Origin of the sequence: Janthinobacterium sp. CG3, assembly GCF_000344615.1 — a bacterium.
Taxonomy (GTDB): Bacteria; Pseudomonadota; Gammaproteobacteria; order Burkholderiales; family Burkholderiaceae_D; genus Janthinobacterium.
In genome coordinates this window covers 1-21,492 of the sequence record NZ_KB467826.1, presented here as the reverse complement: position 1 = coordinate 21,492, position 21,492 = coordinate 1, and the positions used below count along the sequence as shown (strand labels likewise).

The window sequence follows — 21,492 nt, the reverse complement described above, 5'->3', positions numbered from 1 at the left end:
ATGCAAAAGTCCGCTCTACTCGTTCTGCTCATCGCCGGCCTGGCCGGCTGCGCATCCACCCCGGCACCGGCCCCTTACGGCAACTTCGTCCAGGCGCCCGTGGCGACCGACGACAAGGCCATGGCCGACGATGTGGTGAAGAAGCTTGCGGCGCTGTACCCGCCAGCGAAGACCAGGTTCAACCTGCAGCATGCCACGCCTGACACCTTCGGCATCGCCATGGTGGAGACCATGCGGGCCAAAGGCTATGCACTGGCCGAGGTCAAGCCAGGGGCGCAGGCCCCGGCGCTGGCGGCCGGGGAGCAGGCGCTTGCCTACGTCATCGACCAGCCGCTCGATCCCGGCCTGTACCGCGTCACGGTACGGATCAACAGCCAAACCCTGTCAAGGGTCTACCAGTCGGCCGGCGGCGCGGTGACGCCTGCCGGCGCCTGGGTACGGAAGGAGTAATCAATGACCACCACCACCGAAGATGAAATGTCCCCGGATGCTTCGCCGGGCGAGCACTCGAACAAGCGCAGCGGTGTTCGACGCGTCAACAATGTGCCGCTTTATCTCCTGGGCGCCGGCCTGGGCGTGTTCCTGCTGATTATGATTCTCGTCGCCTCGGACCGGGCTGCGAAGCAGAATGAGCCGATGCAGGCCGTCGAGCATAAGAAGGCGGGCGACACGAACAATTTTGCCAAAGAGATTGCCGGCAACCAGAAGGACGGGATCGTGCAAGCCAAGGCAAAGCCGTTGGTCGTATCCGATCTGAACGCGCCTCCTGGATCGGTGGCCGTCGCTCGCCCGGCCAACCTCGATCTGCCGCCGACGCCGCCGCCAGGCGCAGCGTCGATGCAGCCGCCGTCGTCGCAGCAGCAGATGACCCAGCAACAGCGCAGTCCGGTCGATGAACAAGCCGAGCGCATCCGCCAGATGAAAGAGCAATTGCTGCTGGAAGCGATCCGGGCGAAATCGGGTGTCGCGTACGCGCCGCCGCGCAGCGCGGGATCAAGCCTCGGATCGGTGGGATCGTCCGCGCTCGGCTCCCTCGGCAGCGCTCCCGCCACCCGCGAGGAAGCCCTGCAGCGGATCGCAGCCGTGCGCCAGCAGCTTGACGCCGCCGCCCGCGACGACCCTACAGCGGCGTACAAGGCTCGCCTGCAGCAATTGCAGGCGGCCGGGATCGTGCCGGCTGGCGCAAGCGCAGGGCAGGGCGGCGGCGGCCTCGGCGGCGGGCCGCCAAAGCTTGTCCAGACCTCTGCAGGCCGCAACGACGTGGGCCAGTTCGCCGGATCGGGCCAGGGCGACCGCTGGCGCCTGGAGTCGGAGCCGGAAGCGCCGCGCTCGCCGTACGAGCTGCGGGCCGGCTTCGTGATTCCCGGACTGCTTATTTCCGGCATCAACTCGGAGCTGCCAGGCCAGATCATGGCGCAGGTTAGCCAGGATGTGTACGACACGCCGCTTGGTAAGTACAAGCTGATCCCGCAAGGCTCCCGCCTGGTGGGCAGCTACACCAGCGACGTAGCTTTCGGCCAATCGCGCATTCTAATCGGATGGCAGCGGATCGTGTTCCCGGACGGCAAAGCTATGGATATCGGCTCGATGCCGGGTAGCGACAGCGCCGGTTATGCCGGCCTCAAGGACAAGGTGAACAATCACTACTTCCGACTGTTCGGCTCGGCCTTCCTCATGTCCGCAGTTACGGCCGGCGTGGCGATGAGTCAGCCTGACCAGGCACCGACCAACAACCGCCCGACCGCGAGCAGCGCCGTGAGCGAGGCCCTGGGGCAGCAGTTGGGCAATGTGACAGCCCAGCTTATATCGAAGAATCTCAATGTAGCGCCAACCCTGGAAATTCGGCCGGGGTATCGTTTTAACGTCATCGTCACGAAGGACATGACTTTCTCGAAGCCTTACAAGGCTTTTGATTATTAACTCCAAGGAGAAACTATGAAACCGTTCACCCGCAAAGTTTTAGCCGCTAAAGTCGCCTTGATGATGGCCGTGTCCTCGATCCCTGGTGTCATCACACCGGCCTATGCCGGCGTGCCCGTCATCGACGGCGCCAACCTGGGTCAAAACATCATGAATGTGATCGAGAGCGTCGGTCACACCGCCAAGCAAATCCAGCAGTACCAGACCCAACTGCAGCAGTACCAGAACATGCTGCAAAACACGCTGCAGCCATCGACGGAGATTTGGGACGCGGCGCAGTCAACGATGCGGCAATTGCGCGGCTCAATCGATACGCTGAGCTACTACAAGCAGAACCTGGGCAGCATCGACGCCTACCTCGGCAAGTTCAAGGACACGGCCGGCTACCGGTCCAATCCGTGTTTTTCGCCAAGTGGTTGCACGCCCGCGCAGTGGGACGCGATGAAGGCGCAGGAACGCCTCGGGTCCGAAGCGCAGAAGAAGTCCACTGACGCGCTGTTCAAGGGACTCGAAAAGCAGCAGGACGCGATGGAAGACGATGCGTCGCAATTGCAGCGCCTGCAGTCGGCCGCTCGCGGCGCCGAGGGCCAGGTAGAGGCCATCGGTTACGCCAACCAGCTCGCGAGCAACCAGGCTAACCAGCTCCTGCAGATCAGGGCCTTGCTGATCGCGCAGCAGAACGCAGTCGCCACCCGCGACCAGGTTCTGGCTGATCGTGAGGCCAAGGAAGCGGCGGCTTCCGAATCCATCCGCAAGGGCACTTTTACGCCCACCCCCGTTTCCCGCACATTTTAAGGGCTGTCACTTATGAATCTGAAAAGCAAAGCGCTACTTGTCGTGGTGACGACAGCGGCTCTCGTTAGCGGCTGCAATCAGCGCGTGGAGGTTGCACCTACTCCAAGCACCTCGTGCGAGCAAATGGGAAAAACCAACGATCCAAAACTTGAAGCCGAGTTAAAGGAAAAGTGCGGACATGGTGGCCCGGAGTTCAAACCAACGCCAAAAACCAGAGAGTTTTAAGGAGCTGACATGAATAAGCCAGTCATCGCGATAAAACCCCTTCCGTGGTTGTTGTTCATATGGCTGGCGTTTTTTTCAGTTCAAGCCTTCGCAGCAGTTGATAGCACGGGGGTTTTAAACAACGTTCTCATCAAGTTCGAGACGGCAGCGGCCACTTGGAAAACGATCATGATAACCAGGGCGACCTGGCTGTTCTGGCTCCTGGTCGTGATCAGTATGGTTTGGACATTCGGGTTCATGGCCTTGCGCAAAGCGGACATAGGCGAGCTTTTCGCCGAGTTCATCCGGTTCACGATTTTCACAGGTTTCTTCTGGTGGCTGCTGTTGAATGGTCCGGACTTTGCGATTTCCATCATCAAATCGTTACGGATGATCGGCGCTCAGGCATCGGGATTGCCGAACGATTTGGGGCCATCAGGCATTGTCGATATGGGGTTCGACATCTTCTTCAAGGTGCTAGATCAATCGACTGTCTGGAAGCCGATGGACAGCTTGTTCGGCATGCTCTTAGGTGCCGCTATCTTGCTTATGTTCGCGCTGATAGGCGTCAACATGCTTTTGCTGCTTGTGAGCGGGTATCTGTTTGCCTATGCCGGTGTATTCATCCTCGGCTTTGGCGGCTCGAAATGGACCTCGGAAATGGCAATCGGCTACTACAAGTCGATTCTCAACATTGCAATTCAACTGATGGCAATGGTGCTCATCATCGGCATTGGCCGGTCATTCATAGACGAATACTACACAGCCATGAGTTCAGGTGTGTCGTTGAAGGAAATGGGTGTGATGGTAGTTGTCGCAGCCTGCATGTTGTTCTTGGTTGCGAAAATTCCCCCTCAGCTCGGCGCACTTGCAGGCGGCTCGACTGGCAGTCTCGGTTCCAACTTCGGTGCCGGCGCAGCGGTGGCTGCGGCCGCGATGGGGGCAGCAGCAGTCGCCTCGGCCGGCGCGGCAGTCGCTGCTGGCGCAGCAAGTGGCGCTGGCGGTGCCTCGGCGTTGATGTCGGCGTTTTCCAAAGCCAGTGCCGCCGAAGCTGCGGGAGGCGGGGGCGGTTCGAGCGCACTCATGGCTGCTGCTGGTGGTACCGGGGGTGACTCAGGTGGCAGCGGAAGCGGTGGGGGTAGCGCCCTCGGTGCCGCCATGGGCGATTCGACGGGGGGCGGTGGTGGTTCGACCGGCTCTGGCGACTCGGGCAGCAGCGAGAGCGGATCGAGCAGTGGCAGCTCCGGGAGCGGATCGGGCGGCGGAGAATCAACCAGCGCGGCCGGTGCGGACAGTCAGGCGGCCAGCTCGGGCGGCGCCGATAGCGGTACTGGCGGTGGTTCGGCGAGCGCGGATGGCGGGGCGAGCAGTCAGGCGTCCAGCTCGGGCGGCGCCGATATCGGTACTGATGGTGGTTCGGCGGGCGCAAACGGCGGGGCGGCCAGCCTGGCCAGCTCGGAAGGCGGTTCCGCATCGGGTGGCAGCGACACGGGCAGCTCGGCCAATTCCGAGTCCTCCAAATCAAGCTCGGGCGCGGGGAGCGGTTCCGGAGACAAAGCCGCTGGCGGCAAGGCAAGCAGGCTGGCTGCTGCGGCCGGGGCGATGGCGGCCAAGGCCGGCAGAATCGCTGCCGGCACCGCTACCAATTTGGCGCAAGGGTCGTATGACGTTGCCAAGGAAAGAGCATTGGAAATAAAGGAGTCCGCAAAAGAGCGTATTGCCGGCACGACTGGCGGCAAGATCGCGGCGGCCATTGATGCGCGCCGACAGGCCGCTGAAACGGCCGGCACCGCTCCGGCCACATTCGAAGGAAATAGTCTTGCCGGAGCCAGGTCGGCCGAGGCGGAAGAAGAAATCGCGGCATTCCGCGACGGTAAATCAAAAACCTCTTGAAGGAGTACATATGAAATTAAAAACACTCGTCGCGGCATCTGTACTCGCCGCTACCGCTTCGATGCCGTTCACTGCCAACGCGCAGGAGGCGCTGACCGGTGACACGAAGCTGGCCTGCGAGGCGATCATGTGCCTGATGTCGCCCACCAGGCCGGCTGAATGCACGGCTGCGATAACGAAATACTTCAGCATTTCCCTGCGCCGCTTCAGCAGCACGCTCAGGGCACGGAAGAATTTTCTGTCGCTTTGCCCTCGGGTCGATCCGAACACGGTCGACCAGGTCGTAAATAACAATCCTCCGGAGCCAGATCCTCCGGAAGTACCGGAACCAGTCCCCTGCAATCCGCGTGATCCCAACATCAGGTGCCAAGAGCGCTAACAGCTAATCCACAGACGGACCGCAAAAATGCCCATCGACCTACCACCGCATATGCAAGAACGTATTGCCTGCTCCATCGCGGCAGCGGCCAAATACGAGATACCCGCGAACATCGTACTGGCTGTTGCTGAGAAAGAGAACGGCAAGGTAGGGCAGTGGGTTCGCAACAGCAGCAACGGCAGCCACGACGTGGGGCCGTTGCAGTTCAACACGAATTATCTGCGCGAGCTGGCGCAGTACGGCATCGCGCCTGGTCACGTCGCCGCTGCCGGCTGCTATCCGTTCGACCTGGCCGCCTGGCGGCTGCGCAAGCACATCAAGAACGACAAAGGCGACCTTTGGACAAGGGCGGCGAATTACCATTCGCGCACACCAGAGTTCAACCAGGTGTACAGGGCCGACCTGATGGTACGCGCCGCCAGGTGGGCGGACTGGCTGGATAAGCGATACCAGACACACGACCTGGCCTTGCCTGGAAGCGCGCAAGCGACGGTGGCCAGCTCGGCACCGGCCAGCAGGCCGGCCAGCACGCCGGCATGGTCTTCCGCCACATACGTCCCGCGCCGTCTGGTCGTGAGCGCCAACCCCGCGCCGGCCGGGGATATGCGATGACCGCGCACATACCAGGCACTTCTACGCATTCGGCTGGCGCCCAAAGGGCGCTGCCAGTGCTAGCTGCAACCGATGGCGCGCTGGAGGCCATCAAGTGGCTTGCCCTGATTCTGATGACTGGCGATCACGTCAACAAATACCTGTTCAACGGGACCAAGGACTGGTTGTTCGATTGCGGCCGTATCGCCATGCCACTCTTCGTTTTCGTCCTGGCGTACAACCTCGCAAGACCTGGCGCGGTAGTCCGCGGTGCATACCATCGGACCGTTTGGCGCCTCCTGGTCGTCGGCTGCGTGACGATGCCGGTCTTCGTCGCGCTCGGCGGCCTGGTGGCCGGCTGGTGGCCGCTGAACATCATGTTCACGCTGGCGGCCATCGCCGGCATGGTCATGCTGATCGAACGGCGCACCCTGGCCGGCCAGATATGCGCTGCCGGCGTGTTCCTCGCTGCCGGCGCCATGGTCGAATTCTGGTGGTCGGCATTGGCGCTGGGCCTGGCCGTGTGGCTCTACTGCAGGCGCCCGTCCTGGATGGCGATAGGACTGGCTGCAGCGGCCCTTGCCGGCCTCTGGTACGTCAACGGCAACGCGTGGGCCTTGGCGGCCGTGCCGATCGTTCTGGGCGCTTCTGGAACCCGTCTGAACATTCCCAGGCTGCGCTGGGTCTTCTACTCCTACTACCCGGCGCACCTGGTCGTGCTCTGGCTGATCCGAATCCCAATGAGCAAGGCGGGATACCTATTCTTTTGACTGGAAATTTCATGCACAAATCAATTCATTTGGCCGCCGTATCCCTCCTGCTTGCAGCGGGCCAAGTCGCCTCGGCTCAGTCGGGCGAATACCTGGGGACGCCAGTGTCAACGACCGTGTTCGTATCCTTCGCCAACGGAAGCACGAGCTTTCGCCCTACGCCGGCCAGCGTCGAAACCTTGTTGAGCGCCAGGGATGCGGCCATGGTCACGATTCGCGGCCGAACCAGCACAAACACACCGACCGGCCGGGATGAGGCCTTGGCGCTCGCCAGAGCTACGGCCGCGCGCTCCTATCTGATCCGGCAGGGTGTGTCGCCTTTGAAAATCATGGTCAACTACGCTTCGGCGGCCGACTTTATCGCCGACAACAACACGCCGGCCGGCCGTCTGGAAAACCAGCGCGTCGAAATTGACCTGGTTCATGTCCCTCCCAATCCATAACCACGAAGGAACCGACCCATGAAATCGACTTCGATTAAATTGATAACCCTCAGCGCCGTGCTTGTCGCCACTGCCGTTCATGCGCAAATACCGGTGACTGGCGATACCCATCTAGCCAAGACCATCGAACAGGCCCAGGCAATGTATGAAAAGGCGTTCGGCAGCGGAACCGAATACGCCGCAACGTTGGCGTCGGCCGAACTTCTCAAGACGCTGTACGACGTGCCTGCGGAGAGGATAGCGGCCAAAGTGGTGCAGTCGCAGGGAAAATCGGCCACTGTCAAAGCGACGATGCCGGCGCGTGAGTGCGACTTGTCGCTCATGAAAAACGCCGACGCGAATAAATACGGATGGGTGGTGCAGACTCACTCGTGTCGTGGACTTTAGCCGCTAAAGGAGGGAACGTGGACATTCTCCGTGGACTGCTACTTTTCGGGGCCTGCCTGTTTGCCGCGTACAAGGTGATCAAGTGGCTCTGGCCGATCATCGAGCAGCGCAAGGACTTGACGGCTATCGAAATGGTAGAGCGGGCGATCATGGCGCCGGGCGAAGAAATGGAGCGCGAGGCGACGGCCTTCGGGTCGATCCGCAAGACCCAAGTGGTCGGCCTGGTCAATCTCGTCCTGGTGTGTGCCTGGGCTGGCCTCAGCATGCGCTTTCCCTGGGTGTTCTGGTGCGGAGTAGGGTATCAGTGCATCGGCCATACACTCATTACTACGATGCGCATCCAGATCACGCCGGCACCGGCCACCTTGAAATTCCATCAGCGGGTGTGGCTGCGCATGTTCTATGCGTGGTTCTGGCCGATTTACCTTGCCTACGGCCGCAAGTAGGCGTGCGCCAATCAATCAGGGAGCAGGGCGATGAATATTGTTGAAGCGAAGCGAATAATGGAGGGCGTCCCCAGGGACCAGGTTGGCGCGCTCGATGCGGCCTTGGAGCGCTACAAACGCTTCTCGGGCATCTACACGATGGATGAGCTGGCCGGCGAGCTGGCTGCGGATCGAGTCACGTTCCCGCACCTTCTGAAATTCAACGACGGCATGCCGGTCCTCAGCGACGACCGCTGCGTGGAATTCATGGTTGCGGTGTCTGGCCTACCGGCCGCCTGGTGCGCGGCCTGGAACGAGATTGATTTCATGGATGAGCATGCCGACCTGGTGTCGTAGGCGGCAATCGATTGACCACAGGAGGCAAAGCTATGCCAACGTTCGATGAAATCAAGCTGGCTCTCAATACCTGCATGACCGCCGAGCCGACCATTGACTTCATGCTCTCAAAGGATGCAAGCCAGCTCGAGACGGTCTTTGCTGAGATGATGTACTTCAAGCAGATCGAACGACCGCTTGAATCGCTCAGCCACAAACAGGTAAGCGCCTATCTGCATTGGACCGCACTCGCCCCCAAAATACCCAGCGTATAGTTATTGCAAAGTATCTCAGAACTATTGAGAAACTATGTTATAGTTTGTTCTCCGAAGGGACAAACTATAATGGAACTATATGGAACATCAAGAAGATGCTGTGTGTGTGTTGACCGCGAACGGCTTGGAAACACTTTTAGAAGAGGGTGGCTCCCAGGCTTGGGTGCTCGATGCCAAGCGTGCAGGTCAGTGCCTATATGTAGTGTGCATCCAGAACCGTACGCCAGCGACCAATCTAGGAAAGCCAACTGCCGATCACCACACGGCGTTCCTGGTTGCCAAGCTGGACCGGGTGGTACGCTCACAGGACCCCGGCAACGAGAAACGTTGGTTCCTGGGCTTTAGCGAGTATGCAGAATTGGATGTCACCGACGCTTGGCCGGGATATCGAAATCCCGTCTTCTACACGAATTTCAAGGAACATTTCGGTCTCGATATCGCCGACCTTGAATTCCACCCGATGCCGTCCGCTGGGGAAACCGGACAACAGGGGCCTACAACGAAGAATGGACTCACGATCCCTGAGGCGAAAGCGGGACTTGCACTTACGTTTGGCGTAAAGCCCTCGGACATCGAAATTACCATTCGGGGTTGACGCCACTACTGGCGATAGCTGACTCCCGTGAACTGGTCACGGGACCAGTTCGCCGGCCGTGCAGGCTCGATGTCCATACGTCGCGCTTCTCACAAACGGTCGTTTTCGAGAGTGCTGGCAGTTGATCGGATTTGTCCTTTTCAGAAGGCGACTGCACCATTTTGCTGGCCCAGACGGCGACTGTGCACACGAGCCCTAACTTCCTTTTGTCAGTAGCCGCCTTCACCATCATCGTCTATGCTGAATACTCCTATGCACAGAATTGAGGTGCGGGCGTGGCAACAGAAATACAGCGCATAGCCGAGCAAGGAGTCTTGACACTGCCGGATGCCGCCTGGGACTGGACCAGGCATGGTGGTCACGCTGGAAGCACCGTCCGTCGTCGCCGCTGGCCTTTTTCTGGCCCACGACGCCTGTGACAAACGCCGAGCTTGGAACGTCTGGACGTGGAAAAGGATTGGCCGATGAGCGGCAAGCCCAGTTGCACTGGTATCCGAGCCACTACAGTTACGTGTAGCGGCTCGCGTTTGAAACCGGTCATGCTCGCATTTGACACAGTTTTCGGCTCGAATTAACTGCAAGTGAAAACGGGCCCGTGCTCACGCTTTCTGCAAACGAGCTTGCATTTGTCGGAGCTGGCTCGCGTTTCATGGCGACGTGCTCGCGCTAACTGCAATTACCGGAAGGCCAAGGAATTCGTCTCGTTAAGGTCTAGACGACCGGGCGACGGTGTGTCGAATATGTTGGATCAACCCATGTGAGACGCGAAAACCGTCTCGATGGTAGAGCCTCACATGGGTGTACCTGTACGGTACAATTGAACGACACGACAGGCGGCTTTCGGCCAGCAGCAGACGTTCACACAACGTCCCGTCGTCTTTCGTCATACCCTTCGCGAAATTTCCCATAGCCACCACGGACGAAGTTATAATCTGGAAATTATTGCCCATCATTAATCCATGACCTCGACCCGCAATCTTTTCTGCAGCATTTTTAGCGCATCGGTTCTGTTGACCGGGTGTGGCGGCCAAGGAGTACAGTTGGGCGAATTTCCGGCGTTGAACAAGACCGAAGGCGATGCGCCATTCGCGATCACGCAACCTACCTCGAAAAGCCCGGCCTCTTTTTTCTATACCAGCAGCAACCCGATCGTTGCCACAATCAAAGACAATATGGTGACGGTCCATGCCGCAGGCACCAGTACGATTTCAGCCCAGCAGGGGAAATTCCAAAGCTATTACCCGACATCAACCAGCGCGTTGCTGACGGTGGCGGCATTGGTATGTCCGTCTGGCGCAGTAGCAATTCATGGCGTCTGCATTGCGGTTCCAAAATTTCCTTCGTTTTTGTTGCGGAACAAGATCACCTGGATGCCGACGGCGTTTCAGCTGAACTGGGCAGATGCCGACAAATTCTGCAGCAGCGTCAAGATCAATGATCTGTCGGGATGGAAGCTGCCGAGCCAGTCGGAACTTCTTGACCTAGCAGCCGACACCCGGCTCGACGTGCAGCGCGCTGGCCAGTTCTGGGCTCTAGCTGATACCTGGGCCGCAACTGCAGACAAAGCCGTGAATGCGCACTTCTCGGTCAACCTTGCCAGCGCGGCAACGGCCTCCCTTTCCGACGACCACATGGCCTACGTCACCTGTATTCACGACAGTTAAGTCACCGCAGACAAGGCTTCGACCTCTATCGGCATACCGCTGTTTCGGTCTTGAGTGTCCGCACTGGGGCGTAAGCAGCCTTTCAACCCGTCGGCTTCACTTGCAGTTAGCGCGAGCACGTCGTCGTCGAATGCGAGCTGGCGCGGTCGATTGCAAGCACGTTTGCAGATAGCGTGAGCACGGCCATATCGTCACTCGCAGTTAATTCGAGCCGGAAAACGCGTCGAATGCGAGCATGGCCGTTTTCAAACGCGAGCCGCTACAGTTACGGCTTGAACTCGAAGTTCGCTTTTGCAAACTTATGCAACACGGTATGGATTTTCGTCGTCGGAACTGCAACCCACCCCGATGCATCCGGGAGCTTGATATCTTTTGTTGAGTTTGGTGCGGAAACTTCGTTTGTGATGATCGTAAAATTTTTATTGTGCGCTGCGTGGGCGATTAACCATGCATCAGCCTTGTCGGCATTTAAAAATTTTGTTCTCGCTGCCATCTTAAAATTGCGGGCTGGGTCATTAGCTTCCATGCTTAGTTTTTTCCACACTGGCAGTGAGGATAGGCTAGGTTGAAAAAAACCTGAAAGGGTTGGTGACCCCGCCCAGTGGTGCAAGGGATCCTGCGGGCCATCAAGAAGCTCGCCCTTTACCTTGTCAATACTGAAAAAAATTCCCGCTTGGTGCCCAGCCGCGAGCCAACTCCAAAATGCCCCGCAGTAATTTGGATGATAATGAAACCGTGCCGAGGCGATGAGTACGTCCGAATCAAATAGATATCGCATTCCGCTTCTCGTACAGTTTTACTACATTATTTGGAGTGGTATTTAGCAGACGGCCCGCGTGACTGAGGGTGATCGATCCAGCAATGGCCAGGTCCGACACTTGCGCTGAGAAGTTCTTGCTGTTACGCACTGCTAGTGTTCTGAAAAAATCGCCACCTGTGCTTTTCTTGTCTTTCGAAGCATTCCGGGCCAAACGATAGATTGCAAAATAAACTTCCTTGCTAATCAGGTTAAGGTCATAAGCCCGTCGTGCAATTACCACCTTGCTTACCTTGAAAGTCCGGCGCGCAAAATCCATCCTTACATCGTCTGAAGCACCCTCGATCTCATTCCACACTTCCCTGAAACGCTTGGTTGGTACCAAAAATTCCCCTGCTACAGCATTACAGTATCGCTCTTCCACATTCTTTGCCGCAACTCCTGCGTCCGAAATGCCCGAGTGTCCAAGCCAGATGTGGGCGAGTTCATGTGCAAGGGTGAAGACCCATGCTGCCTGCGCATCCGCACCGTTTATAAACACTAGAGGACAGTACGGGTCCGCTATCGCGAATCCCCTGAACTCAACGACAGATAATGGTCGGCTGGTATTGTTTCCGACTATGCCATTTTTGAAAACGAAAATGCCGATTTTTTCGCATGCCTCAGCGAGAAATGAAAACAGTTCATCTGGTGTTCTGAGGCGCAATCTAGTTTCGTCGTTAAACCCGATCGTCTGACGCATTTCTACCGCAAGATCCTCGGGCGCGGGAAGTTTCTCAATGTATTTACCGACGAATGGCAGCGGATCAGCATCCTCGCTGATTAGGCGCTCCCTGAGCCATGCGTGCTTGAACTCGATATCATCAAACACCTCAAAAAAATCACGGCTCAGCGGCTGCGAGTCTTGGACGGTCCGAAAATCCGCTATTGGCGGTGCGCGAGGAACCGGCGGCTCATCTACGAAGAGGAAGCCTAGCGGCACTCCAGTCAGCTTCGCGTATTTTATAACTTGGGGGTAAGTTAATTGGCCACTAATTATTTTTTCTGCTGCTCGCTTCGACACTTTCTGGGCAACTTCACCTACATGCGACCCTGCTTGAGACGCAGCCCAGTCAAGCACAGCAGGGGAAAGTTCGATAAGTTCCATAGACGATAATTTTAGCACAACGCCAACTCTTAAAGGTTGCCAAATCGCAACAAAATTCGCAAATATACGTGCATCGTTTCTGCTCAAAAATCCGCAGTACCACCATCACCGTAGGAACCTATCTATGTACGAAAACGATCGTTTTCGTACATAAGGGGAATCACTGTACGAAATATAGCTACTATTAATATCGGACATGCCATATAATTAGTACTCCCATTTCGTACTAATTTTGTCAGCAAAATGTCTCGAACTTTCATTTATGCACGAGTGAGCACCGTCGATCAGAACACCGACAACCAGATCCTCGAAATCGAGTCCGCTGGATTCGCCGTAGACAAACGTCGGATCGTTCGCGAAAGCATTAGCGGTAGCGTCGCAGCCGCTAAGCGCCCGCAGTTTGCTCGCTTGCTTGACCGTCTCGAGCCTAGCGACGTGCTAATCGTGACCAAATTAGACCGGCTTGGTCGCAACGCCATGGATGTTCGGGCCACAGTCGAGCAGCTTGCAGCCGATTCCGTTCGTGTCCATTGCTTGGCGCTCGGCGGCGTCGATCTAACTAGTGCTGCAGGCAAGATGACCATGAGCGTGCTCGGTGCGGTGGCTGAGTTTGAGCGTGATCTGCTAGTAGAGCGGACCCAGGCAGGACTCGCACGTGCGCGTGCTGAGGGAAAGACGTTAGGACGTCGGCCAGCGTTGACAATAGCTCAGCAAGCCGATGCGATGGTACGACTCGGGGCTGGCGAGTCAGTGGCCAAGGTCGCCCGTGATTACGGTACGACTCGCCAGTCCATCATGCGAGTACGTGCAAGGCACACTTCAGTCGATGCAGTCGACTCCTGACATTCGAGCAGTCGCCTTCTGAAAGTGACACTATGGCTGCCGGGTCCGTCGGCATCGATGCGCGCGCGCTCCTGCGCCGAAAAGCGCGACAAGGCCATGTTGTTGAGGTCGATAAAACTGTTGAACAGGATGCCGGATGGGTCGATCTTGACCGCCAGCGCCCTTCCGTGAAGTCGATCTGCACCTTGTAGGGTTCGCGCGCGAGACTGCGCCGGATCTCCGTTTCGTGCTCGAGCAGCAGGTCTGCGATGAACTGCTCGCGCGGGTAGCCGGCGATGCCCTCGGCCGGATACATCAGGCTCAGCGCGGACGGCGAGATAATAGCCCGCTTGACCGGCACGGTCGCGTACGCCATGGCGACATCGAGGTAGCTGCCGGAGTAGCGCATGTAGCGGAACGGACCGGCGGTCAGGCGTGGCATGCGCCGCACATGGCCAGCCAAGAAAGGAATCTGAAATCCCGCGGCGTCCATGTTGGCCAGGCCATGCACGCAATAGGTCCAAAAATTATGGTACTTGCGCTGCTCGCCGTTGGTGATCACCGGCGAGCCGGTTGCCTCGAAGCGCACGATAGTGTCGCGGATCGCGCCATCGTAAGCATACCGCGGTTGGTGCGCGGGCGAACCGCGATCGGCACTCTCATCCTTATGCATTACCCGGCGGGAGACGATGAGAGGAATCTTGTTTCGAAGATTTCCGCCGGCACCGGTTTGCTGAACAAGAAGCCCTGCATTTCGTCGCAGCTCAGCAAGCGGAGCAGGTGTGATTGCTCCTCGGTTTCGACGCCCTCCGCCACTACCTTGAGCTTCAGCGAATGCGCCAGGCTGATGATGGTGGACACCAGCGCCAGTCCCTCCTGCCGGGCAGTCATGTCAATCACGAACGAGCGGTCGATCTTCAGGGTGTCCACCGGTAGTTTGGCGAGGTAGCTGAGCGAGGAGAAGCCGGTGCCGAAGTCGTCGATGGCTATGCTCACGCCCATGGCGCGGATCGCCTGCAGGACGGCGATATTGTACTCGACGTCTTCCATGATCAGGCTTTCGGTGATCTCCAGTTCCAGCCCCTCCGCCGCATGCGTGTCGATAGCGATGGCCTGTTCGATCTCGCTGATGAAGCCTCGATTGTGCAGTTGCAGCGCTGACACATTCACTGCGATGCGCACGACAGGCAAGCCCGCGCTACGCCAGCGCAGGTAGTCTTTGATGGCCTGGTGCAGCGCCCAGCGCCCCACTTCATGGATCAATCCGATTTCTTCCAGGATCGGGATGAACCGGCCCGGCGGCACCAGGCCGGTGTGCGGATCGTTCCAGCGAATCAGCGCCTCTGCGCTGGTGACCTTGCCGCTCACGAGGTTTACCTTGGGCTGGTAATGGAGCACGAATTCTCCGTTGTCAATCGCCTGGCGCAACTGATTTTCCAGAGTGAGTTTGCCGACCAGCGTGTCCGTCATTTTCTGCGTGTAAAACAGGTATCGCGCGCCACTCGTCTTGGCCTTTTTGAGCGCGGCCTCGGCGTTCTTGAACAACGTTTCGGCGTCGGTGCCGTCATCCGGAAATACTGCTACACCGACCTTGGCGGAGATCCGGAGCACGGCGTCGTTCAGGAGGAACGGATGGTTCACAAAAGCTTTCCTCATTTTCTCGACAAGCCGCGCCAAGTCGCCATCCTGCCTGACTTCCGGCAGCACCAGAGCAAAATGGTCCGCACCCACTCGCGCCAACAGGTTGGCGTCCCCCGCATTGCTCCTCAGCCATTCGGCCACCTGCCTCAACAGCGCGTCGCCGCACGGCCAGCCGAGACTGTCGTTGATGTTCTTGAACCGCTCCAGATCGACCATGAACACGACAAGCTTGTGCCCGCCGCTGACCGCGCTGCGCATGTACTGCGCCACCCGCTCGAGAAATAGGGTGCGGTTCGCGAGTCCGGTGAGCGCATCGTAGTAGGCGAGGTAATTGAGCCGCTCCTGCTTGTCGATGTGATCAATCGCGAACGCGATGTCGCTGGCGAGTTGCGTCAACAGCTCCATCTCTTCTTCATGGAAGAATTCACTCTCGCTGGCGTACAGCGTGAGCACGCCTACCGCTTCATCCGACACAATCAGCGGCAAAATTGCCATCGAGCGGACTCCGGATGCAGCGTATTTTTTGCCAAACACAATCCTGGGGTCCTTTTGCGAATCGTTTGACACGACGGCTTTTTTCTCCGCGATCGCCCTCGCAATCATCGTAGTCGACACACGCTCAGTCGATGACAACACGCCCTTGATGGTGGTCAGGAGTTTCTCATTCTTGCCCATCGAGGCGACCGGAACAATCGTCATCGCGCTCCGATCCACGATACATAGCAGGGACATGCGGAACCCGCCTTCCTCGACAGCGATCCGACAAGCCTCCTGGAACAGCTCCTCGCGATTACTCACGCGCACGATGAGCGAATTGATGCCGCTCAGCATGGCATATACGCGGTTGAGTCGTACGATCGTGCATTCCGATGCCTTGCGCTCGGTGATGTCCTGAATCATGCAGAGGTGGCGTGGATGAGCTGTATCTTCGACCTTCAATGGGCTAATCGTCATGTCGATCCAAACGACTGTGCCATCGGGGCGAACAAGACGTTTTTCCATCTGGAATCGGTTGATCTTTCCAGCGTTCAAAAGAGCCATATTCACCAGGCAGGCCTGCACATCATCGGGGTGAATGGTTTGTAACCAATCAATATTCGCCATCTCTTCCATTGGCCTGCGGGCAATCTCAGCATAGCGCGCGTTGGCTTGGTAGATATGTCCCGTGAGCGAATCGATCAAGGCGATGCCCAGCGGTGCCTGTACAAACATGGTTTTGAAGCGCTCTTCGCTAGCACGCAATGCCTGCTCTGCCAGCTTGCGTTCGGTGATGTCGCGGGTGATGCCGAGCAACGATTTCACTTGGCCCGACGCGTCGCGCAGCGGTGTGGCGTGGGTCTCCAGCCAGCGGCGCGCTCCCTTCAGGCCGATGGCCTCGAATTCAAGCATGCCATCCTCGCCACGCATGACTCGCTGATGGAGTACACGGTGAGCGTTACGGTATTCCGACGCGAAAAATTCCAAGAGTGGTTGTTTTTGGGCCTCCTCCAGCGAACCGGCTTGCAGCATGGCCAGCCCGGCCGGGTTCATTTCCAGCAACTGTCCCTCGCGCGAAACCATCTTCACACAGTCCGGCCCAGTTTGGATGATGGCGCGCAAGTGGGCTTCACTTTTGTGCAACGCCTCCGCTTGCGCGTGCAGTTCCGTGTTCTTCTCCTCCAGCTTGCTCACCAGCAGCTCGCTGTATTCCTTGAGGACTTCAATTTCCTGCGTTGCATGAATGCGGCGGGGCTGCCGGTAACGCGCCTCGGTCGTCACCTCGCGCACCGCTTCCACGAGGACCTGTGCCGAAGCTGGTTTGCGGAAGAACTTGTCCGCGCCGAGATCAAGGGCCAATTTCTCGTCGTCGGGCGAGATGTAGCTGGAGGTGTACATAATGAACGGCAGGTTTTGCAGCCGTTCGTGCTGACGCACCTCGAAGCACAGCCGGTAGCCGTCCATGCGCGGCATGAGGATGTCCGAGATGACGGCGTCAATCTTCTCCCGCTCCAGAACCTGAAGCGCCTCCATGCCGTCGGCGGCATCGAAGACGGTGATGCTCTCCGCCTCCTGGATCGCGCGGAGCAGCTTGAGATTGGTCGGATTGTCGTCAACGATGAGGAGGTTCATGGTTGGTTCAGTGCGATATTACCGTGGGTCATCCCGTTTCCAGTCACCACCGCGTTGATTTCATCCGGTAGCGTGCGCGTGTTGAGCGGTTTCAAGAGGTAGGCGTCGCACCCGGCGGCCAGCGCGTCGGCCTTGGAAAACATTTCCGGGAACGCGGTGACGGCGATGACCGGTATGTCGCGCGTTTCGGCGTTGGCCTTGAGCTTGCGCACCAGCGCAAAGCCGTCCATGCCGGGCAGGGCCAAATCCAGCAGGATAACCTCGGGTCGGTCTTTCCTTATGGCCATGGAAGCCTCTTCGGCGGTTTCAGCGTCTATGACATTATTGCCGGCGGCGCTCAGAACGCGATTGGCCAGTTTCAGTTGGGGGGGATGGTCTTCAATGACCAGGATTTTCCTTTCGTTATCCGCAATGGCGCCACTGATGCGCAGCAAAAAACCAGCGACCAGTTCGGGCAGCTTGCGCGTGTCAATCGGCTTGGTGACGTAGCCGTCACATCCGGCCGCGTGGGCTTTCACGTCGTCGCCCTTCATCGCGAACGCCGTTAGCGCCACGATGATGATGTGGCGGGTCTTCTCATCAGCCTTCAACTTGCGTGTGAGCGTCAGGCCATCCATGCCCGGCAGGGCGATGTCCATGAGAATCAAGTCGGGCGGCGCTCGTTGAATGACCAACTGCGCTTCCTCGGCGTCCACCGCTCTGAGGATGTGGTAGCCCTCAAACTCCAGCAATTCGGAGGCGAGCTTCAGATTGGTAGGATTGTCGTCCACCACGAGAATGCGCGCGGTGCTCATGGCTTCCCTTCCTGGGTGATGAGCGGCAGGACCACGCTGAACATGCTGCCTTGGCCGAATTTGCTCTCGACACCGATGCTGCCGCCCTGCAACTCCACGATCTTGCGCGTCAGAGTCAGCCCTAGGCCCGTGCCTTCGTAGCGGCGCGACGTGCCGGATTCGAGCTGCTCGAACTCGCGGAAGAGCCGCTTCATGTCCTCTGGCTTGATGCCGATGCCGGTGTCCCTGACCGAGAGTTTGAAACGGCGCGCGTCGAGCAGCGTGGCGGAAATCTCCACGCCACCGCCGTCGTCATTGAACTTGATGCCGTTCGAGATCAGGTTGTAGAGTACCTGCTTGAACTTCTGCTGGTCGAGCGTGACGCTGCCGAGTTCAGGCGCGACCTTGACGTTGACCTGAATGCGTTTATTCTGTGCCATCGGCCTGGCCACGGCGCAAACTTCGCCAATGGCGTGTGCGAGCGTGAAGCTCTCCGGGTTCAACTCCATCTTGCCGGCCTCGACCTTGGCGAGGTCGAGCACGTCGTTGATGAGCTGGAGGAGGTGCTTGCCGCTGTTCAGAATATCAAGCAGATATTCCTTTTGCTTAGCATTAAGCGCGCCCGGCTTGCCGTCAGAGAGGAACTCCGCGAAGCCGATGATGCCGTTGAGCGGCGTGCGCAGTTCGTGCGACATGTTTGCGAGGAACTTACTCTTCATCCGGCTGTCTTCTTGAAGTTTGTCCTTGTCTGCTTCAGCCTGCTTGCGCGCGGTGTTGTCGGTGCCAATCAACAGATAGCCGATGATGGCGTCTTGAGCGTCGCGCAACGCCGTGACCGAGACTACCGCCGGGAAGCGGCTGCCGTCCTTGCGGATGTAGGTCAGCTCGTAGATGTCTTCGATCCCGCGCGAGGCTTTGAACACCAAGGCCTCAAACCCCGGCGCAATCGGGGTTGCAAGCTCAAGGCTCAGTGTCTTGGCGCGCGCGATCACTTCCTGCGGATCGGAAATATCGGCCGGCGTGATCTTGTTCATCACTTCGGCGGCCGTGTAGCCCAGCATGCGCTCGGCACCGACGTTGAAAATCTGAATGACGCCCTTCGCGTCGGTGGCGATACTGGAAAAGTTGGCGCTATTGAAAATCGCGCTCTGCAAGGCCCCCGCCTTGATCTCGGTGCCAATCAGCAGATAGCCAATGATGGCGTCTTGAGCGTCGCGCAGCGCCGTGACGGACACCACCGCCGGGAACCGGCTGCCATCCTTGCGGATATAGGTTAGCTCGTAGATATCCTCGATCCCGCGCGAGGCTTTGAACACCAACGCCTCAAAGCCGGGCTCAATCGGGGTTCCGAGTTCGACGCTGAGCGCTTTGGCGCGCGCGATCACTTCCTGCGGATCGGAAATATCGGCCGGCGTAATCTTGTTCATCACCTCGGCGGCGATGTAGCCCAGCATGCGCTCGGCGCCGACGTTGAAGATCTGAATCACCCCATTCGCGTCCGTAGCGATGCTGGAGAAGTTGGCGCTGTTGAAAATCGCGCTCTGCAGGGCTCCCGCCTTGAGCAGCGCCTCTTCCGCACGCTTGCGCGCGGTGTTGTCGGTGCCGATCAGCAGATAGCCGATGATGGCGTCTTGAGCGTCGCGCAACGCCGTGACCGACACTACCGCCGGGAAGCGGCTGCCGTCCTTGCGGATATAGGTCAACTCGTAAATGTCTTCGATCCCGCGCGAGGCTTTGAATACCAATGCCTCGAAGCCCGGCGCAATCGGGGTTGCAAGCTCGACGCTCAGCGCCTTGGCGCGCGCGATCACTTCCTGGGGATCGGAAATCTCGGCCGGCGTGATCTTGTTCATCACGTCGGCCGCTGTGTAGCCCAGCATCCGTTCGGCGCCGACGTTGAAAATCTGGATCACACCCTTCGCGTCCGTGGCGATACTGGAAAAATTGGCGCTGTTGAAAATCGCGCTCTGCAAAGCCCCCGATGTAAGCAGGACCTCTGATCGCCTTCCCTCGGTAATGACATCCACCGTGCCAGCGGCCTCATCGATTGCGGCGGAAGCGAGATTTTTCTTAGTCATGACTCACCTCTTCCTAGTCTTATTGTGCAATCAGTAGTCCGACACATTTTCACATCAGGACCTCATAAGTTAATGACTCACCTCACTATTATGCGGCTAAACGGACGAAATGGATGTTGCACAAATAAACTGAGACCGTAGAACCTCTTTCCCCCAGACGAATTTAGGGCATACACACAGTCGTTCCCCGCCGCGCGAAGCGGTTCAACAGTGCGGGGATGTTGGAGATACGCGTGACGCTTTCATCACCGCGCAACTCTTGGACATGCTGGTCATCGAGGGGAATTCACGAGCGTCTGGCTGTAGTGCCACCCCTTTTTTTGAAGCCCGCTTATGGTCGGAGATGTGGGTGGTCGTCAACGGCAATAAAGGACTTGCATCGATCGAGCCGGAGTTGTCGATTGCTGGCCGGCGAAACCGGCCTCGTCAGGCGTTTGTTGGGCTTGACGCTTGCGATGGTCATTGTCTCTTTGCCACTCGTTTCCTGACTGCTCAATCTGTAAAATAGTCCCAAGTAAATTATATGCCAAAGAAAAAGTTCCGCGTGGAATTATTTGTATCGCTCTGACAACTGACGTCGTTTTTGCATATGCTCAATCAGAAGCAGGCTGGCCAGGGCAGTTGCGGCGGGTTCTGTCGCATTAGCGAACATCGGCGGGGTAATCAGGTAAACTGCGGCGCCCGAACCCAGGACGAAGGTTCTGTCGCGTTGTTGATCGAACGACGGAATTTTCCTGAAACGGCACTGTGCCGCTCAAGCTGGACGGACCAGTCCTGCCAACGTAAAAAACTGTTCGGCCAACGACATCGCATCCGCGCCATCGATCTCGAATTGACCCTTGCGGATCATGTGCATCAACTCGATTCCAGCGAGTACCGAGCCGGCAGACCGGAACGATTTAAAGTTGAGCATGGGCCTGGTCACCTGCTTGATTGCGCGATGATCCTGCTCGACGATGTTGTTGAGGTATTTAACCTGGCGCACCACGATCGGGACGTCGCGACCGGCGTTGATCGCGTCGATCGCCGCTTTGTTGGCGCCGCTCTTGTCCATCGCGACCTTGTCGGGATCGCCGTTACTTCCCATTGCCTTATCGAAGAAGCGCTTCGCCGCTGCCATATCGCGCTTGGCCGTCAGCAGGAAGTCAACGGTCTTGCCCTGCTTGTCGACGGCGCGGTAGAGGTATTTCCAGACGCCCTTGACCTTGATGTAGGTCTCATCCATTCGCCAGCTGCGATCGACCGAGCGCTTGTGTTTGCGGGCCATCCTCTCGATGAGCGGCAGAAAACGGATCGCCCACCGGTTGATCGACGAATGGTCGACCGACACGCCGCGCTCTTCCATCATCCCCTCGAGGTGCCGGTAACTCAGCGGGTAGGCTGCATACCAACGGATGCAGACCAGGATCACATCGATAGGAAAGCGCATCCCTTTGAAATTGATCATATCGATTCGTCATGAGTTCGGGCGCCGCAGTTTACCTGATT

At 58.1% G+C, this 21,492-nt stretch carries 23 protein-coding genes; 16 read left to right on the top strand and 7 right to left on the bottom strand.

The window, feature by feature from the left end; genetic code table 11:
• The 15 genes from JANGC3_RS0127245 to JANGC3_RS33090 all read left to right on the top strand — a co-directional run bounded on the left by JANGC3_RS0127245 (position 1) and on the right by JANGC3_RS33090 (position 10,677).
• Positions 1 to 450 (top strand): hypothetical protein, encoded by a 450-nt coding sequence (locus JANGC3_RS0127245; protein ID WP_017879662.1) that lies wholly within the window; start codon positions 1 to 3, stop codon positions 448 to 450.
• A 3-nt stretch (positions 451 to 453) separates the two neighbouring features.
• A complete protein-coding gene (locus JANGC3_RS0127240; RefSeq protein WP_026133591.1) occupies positions 454 to 1,920 on the top strand; it encodes a TrbI/VirB10 family protein in 1,467 nt (488 codons plus the stop codon).
• A 15-nt stretch (positions 1,921 to 1,935) separates the two neighbouring features.
• Positions 1,936 to 2,715 (top strand): P-type conjugative transfer protein TrbJ, encoded by a 780-nt coding sequence (gene trbJ / locus JANGC3_RS0127235; RefSeq protein ID WP_017879660.1) that lies wholly within the window; start codon positions 1,936 to 1,938, stop codon positions 2,713 to 2,715.
• Positions 2,716 to 2,727: 12 nt separating this feature from the next.
• Positions 2,728 to 2,940, top strand: coding sequence for an entry exclusion lipoprotein TrbK (gene trbK, locus JANGC3_RS31970; RefSeq protein WP_081612058.1), 213 nt, complete (start codon positions 2,728 to 2,730; stop codon positions 2,938 to 2,940).
• 9 nt (positions 2,941 to 2,949) lie between these two features.
• Positions 2,950 to 4,812 (top strand): P-type conjugative transfer protein TrbL, encoded by a 1,863-nt coding sequence (gene trbL, locus JANGC3_RS0127230; protein ID WP_017879659.1) that lies wholly within the window; start codon positions 2,950 to 2,952, stop codon positions 4,810 to 4,812.
• A gap of 10 nt (positions 4,813 to 4,822) precedes the next feature.
• Positions 4,823 to 5,191, top strand: coding sequence for a TrbM/KikA/MpfK family conjugal transfer protein (locus JANGC3_RS31965; RefSeq protein WP_081612057.1), 369 nt, complete (start codon positions 4,823 to 4,825; stop codon positions 5,189 to 5,191).
• Between the two features lie 27 nt (positions 5,192 to 5,218).
• Positions 5,219 to 5,803: a hypothetical protein gene (locus JANGC3_RS0127225; RefSeq protein ID WP_035789219.1), complete on the top strand. Its 585-nt coding sequence runs from the start codon at positions 5,219 to 5,221 to the stop codon at positions 5,801 to 5,803.
• A 56-nt stretch (positions 5,804 to 5,859) separates the two neighbouring features.
• Positions 5,860 to 6,552 (top strand): TraX family protein, encoded by a 693-nt coding sequence (locus JANGC3_RS0127220; protein WP_017879657.1) that lies wholly within the window; start codon positions 5,860 to 5,862, stop codon positions 6,550 to 6,552.
• Positions 6,553 to 6,563: 11 nt separating this feature from the next.
• Complete coding sequence (locus JANGC3_RS0127215; protein WP_026133589.1) at positions 6,564 to 6,995, top strand: OmpA family protein; 432 nt, start codon at positions 6,564 to 6,566, stop codon at positions 6,993 to 6,995.
• 18 nt (positions 6,996 to 7,013) lie between these two features.
• Positions 7,014 to 7,382: a hypothetical protein gene (locus tag JANGC3_RS0127210; RefSeq protein WP_157407074.1), complete on the top strand. Its 369-nt coding sequence runs from the start codon at positions 7,014 to 7,016 to the stop codon at positions 7,380 to 7,382.
• 17 nt (positions 7,383 to 7,399) lie between these two features.
• On the top strand, positions 7,400 to 7,828 hold the full coding sequence (locus JANGC3_RS0127205) for a hypothetical protein (protein WP_017879654.1): 429 nt from the start codon (positions 7,400 to 7,402) through the stop codon (positions 7,826 to 7,828).
• 30 nt (positions 7,829 to 7,858) lie between these two features.
• Entirely contained in the window at positions 7,859 to 8,164 is a 306-nt protein-coding gene (locus JANGC3_RS30355) for a hypothetical protein (protein WP_157407073.1), read from the top strand.
• A 32-nt stretch (positions 8,165 to 8,196) separates the two neighbouring features.
• On the top strand, positions 8,197 to 8,418 hold the full coding sequence (locus JANGC3_RS0127195) for a DUF3717 domain-containing protein (RefSeq protein WP_017879652.1): 222 nt from the start codon (positions 8,197 to 8,199) through the stop codon (positions 8,416 to 8,418).
• A 79-nt stretch (positions 8,419 to 8,497) separates the two neighbouring features.
• Positions 8,498 to 9,013, top strand: a complete 516-nt coding sequence (locus JANGC3_RS30350) for a hypothetical protein (RefSeq protein ID WP_035789217.1) — start codon at positions 8,498 to 8,500, stop codon at positions 9,011 to 9,013.
• Between the two features lie 959 nt (positions 9,014 to 9,972).
• Entirely contained in the window at positions 9,973 to 10,677 is a 705-nt protein-coding gene (locus JANGC3_RS33090; protein WP_017879650.1) for a hypothetical protein, read from the top strand.
• A gap of 265 nt (positions 10,678 to 10,942) precedes the next feature.
• Here the strand turns inward: JANGC3_RS33090 and JANGC3_RS31960 are convergent, their stop codons facing one another.
• Both JANGC3_RS31960 and JANGC3_RS31955 read right to left on the bottom strand, forming a co-directional pair.
• Positions 10,943 to 11,455 carry a DUF4411 family protein gene (locus JANGC3_RS31960; RefSeq protein WP_081612055.1) on the bottom strand — a complete coding sequence of 171 codons (513 nt, stop codon included), beginning with the start codon at positions 11,453 to 11,455 and terminating at the stop codon, positions 10,943 to 10,945.
• Entirely contained in the window at positions 11,439 to 12,581 is a 1,143-nt protein-coding gene (locus JANGC3_RS31955) for an ImmA/IrrE family metallo-endopeptidase (protein WP_081612054.1), read from the bottom strand. Before JANGC3_RS31955 ends, JANGC3_RS31960 begins: the two co-directional genes overlap by 17 nt.
• Positions 12,582 to 12,824: 243 nt before the next feature.
• Between JANGC3_RS31955 and JANGC3_RS31950 the strand changes: the two genes are divergently transcribed.
• A complete protein-coding gene (locus tag JANGC3_RS31950) occupies positions 12,825 to 13,424 on the top strand; it encodes a recombinase family protein (protein ID WP_081612053.1) in 600 nt (199 codons plus the stop codon).
• Here JANGC3_RS31950 and JANGC3_RS30345 read toward each other — a convergent pair.
• The 5 genes from JANGC3_RS30345 to JANGC3_RS30325 form a co-directional block, all read right to left on the bottom strand.
• Entirely contained in the window at positions 13,375 to 14,076 is a 702-nt protein-coding gene (locus JANGC3_RS30345; protein WP_051068436.1) for a hypothetical protein, read from the bottom strand. The genes JANGC3_RS31950 and JANGC3_RS30345 overlap by 50 nt on opposite strands.
• On the bottom strand, positions 14,076 to 17,153 hold the full coding sequence (locus JANGC3_RS30340; RefSeq protein WP_017879649.1) for an EAL domain-containing protein: 3,078 nt from the start codon (positions 17,151 to 17,153) through the stop codon (positions 14,076 to 14,078). Before JANGC3_RS30340 ends, JANGC3_RS30345 begins: the two co-directional genes overlap by 1 nt.
• Positions 17,150 to 17,947 carry a response regulator gene (locus tag JANGC3_RS31945; protein ID WP_017879648.1) on the bottom strand — a complete coding sequence of 266 codons (798 nt, stop codon included), beginning with the start codon at positions 17,945 to 17,947 and terminating at the stop codon, positions 17,150 to 17,152. Before JANGC3_RS31945 ends, JANGC3_RS30340 begins: the two co-directional genes overlap by 4 nt.
• Positions 17,944 to 20,004, bottom strand: a complete 2,061-nt coding sequence (locus JANGC3_RS31940; RefSeq protein WP_081612052.1) for a PAS domain-containing hybrid sensor histidine kinase/response regulator — start codon at positions 20,002 to 20,004, stop codon at positions 17,944 to 17,946. The genes JANGC3_RS31945 and JANGC3_RS31940 overlap by 4 nt, the downstream gene beginning before the upstream one ends.
• Before the next feature lie 754 nt (positions 20,005 to 20,758).
• Positions 20,759 to 21,451, bottom strand: a complete 693-nt coding sequence (locus JANGC3_RS30325) for an IS6 family transposase (RefSeq protein WP_017879646.1) — start codon at positions 21,449 to 21,451, stop codon at positions 20,759 to 20,761.
• Positions 21,452 to 21,492: the final 41 nt, after the last annotated feature.

Excerpts from the sequence above, each read along its gene's own strand:
- JANGC3_RS0127245 (WP_017879662.1), top strand. The coding sequence starts at position 1 with ATGCAAAAGTCCGCTCTACTCGTTCTGCTCATCGCCGGCCTGGCCGGC.
- JANGC3_RS0127240 (WP_026133591.1), top strand. The coding sequence starts at position 454 with ATGACCACCACCACCGAAGATGAAATGTCCCCGGATGCTTCGCCGGGC.
- trbJ (WP_017879660.1), top strand. The coding sequence starts at position 1,936 with ATGAAACCGTTCACCCGCAAAGTTTTAGCCGCTAAAGTCGCCTTGATG.
- trbK (WP_081612058.1), top strand. The coding sequence starts at position 2,728 with ATGAATCTGAAAAGCAAAGCGCTACTTGTCGTGGTGACGACAGCGGCT.
- trbL (WP_017879659.1), top strand. The coding sequence starts at position 2,950 with ATGAATAAGCCAGTCATCGCGATAAAACCCCTTCCGTGGTTGTTGTTC.
- JANGC3_RS31965 (WP_081612057.1), top strand. The coding sequence starts at position 4,823 with ATGAAATTAAAAACACTCGTCGCGGCATCTGTACTCGCCGCTACCGCT.
- JANGC3_RS0127225 (WP_035789219.1), top strand. The coding sequence starts at position 5,219 with ATGCCCATCGACCTACCACCGCATATGCAAGAACGTATTGCCTGCTCC.
- JANGC3_RS0127215 (WP_026133589.1), top strand. The coding sequence starts at position 6,564 with ATGCACAAATCAATTCATTTGGCCGCCGTATCCCTCCTGCTTGCAGCG.
- JANGC3_RS0127210 (WP_157407074.1), top strand. The coding sequence starts at position 7,014 with ATGAAATCGACTTCGATTAAATTGATAACCCTCAGCGCCGTGCTTGTC.
- JANGC3_RS30355 (WP_157407073.1), top strand. The coding sequence starts at position 7,859 with ATGAATATTGTTGAAGCGAAGCGAATAATGGAGGGCGTCCCCAGGGAC.
- JANGC3_RS0127195 (WP_017879652.1), top strand. The coding sequence starts at position 8,197 with ATGCCAACGTTCGATGAAATCAAGCTGGCTCTCAATACCTGCATGACC.
- JANGC3_RS30350 (WP_035789217.1), top strand. The coding sequence starts at position 8,498 with ATGGAACATCAAGAAGATGCTGTGTGTGTGTTGACCGCGAACGGCTTG.
- JANGC3_RS33090 (WP_017879650.1), top strand. The coding sequence starts at position 9,973 with ATGACCTCGACCCGCAATCTTTTCTGCAGCATTTTTAGCGCATCGGTT.
- JANGC3_RS31960 (WP_081612055.1), bottom strand. The coding sequence starts at position 11,455 with ATGCGATATCTATTTGATTCGGACGTACTCATCGCCTCGGCACGGTTT.
- JANGC3_RS31955 (WP_081612054.1), bottom strand. The coding sequence starts at position 12,581 with ATGGAACTTATCGAACTTTCCCCTGCTGTGCTTGACTGGGCTGCGTCT.
- JANGC3_RS31950 (WP_081612053.1), top strand. The coding sequence starts at position 12,825 with ATGTCTCGAACTTTCATTTATGCACGAGTGAGCACCGTCGATCAGAAC.
- JANGC3_RS30345 (WP_051068436.1), bottom strand. The coding sequence starts at position 14,076 with ATGCATAAGGATGAGAGTGCCGATCGCGGTTCGCCCGCGCACCAACCG.
- JANGC3_RS30340 (WP_017879649.1), bottom strand. The coding sequence starts at position 17,153 with ATGAACCTCCTCATCGTTGACGACAATCCGACCAATCTCAAGCTGCTC.
- JANGC3_RS31945 (WP_017879648.1), bottom strand. The coding sequence starts at position 17,947 with ATGAGCACCGCGCGCATTCTCGTGGTGGACGACAATCCTACCAATCTG.
- JANGC3_RS31940 (WP_081612052.1), bottom strand. The coding sequence starts at position 20,004 with ATGACTAAGAAAAATCTCGCTTCCGCCGCAATCGATGAGGCCGCTGGC.
- JANGC3_RS30325 (WP_017879646.1), bottom strand. The coding sequence starts at position 21,451 with ATGATCAATTTCAAAGGGATGCGCTTTCCTATCGATGTGATCCTGGTC.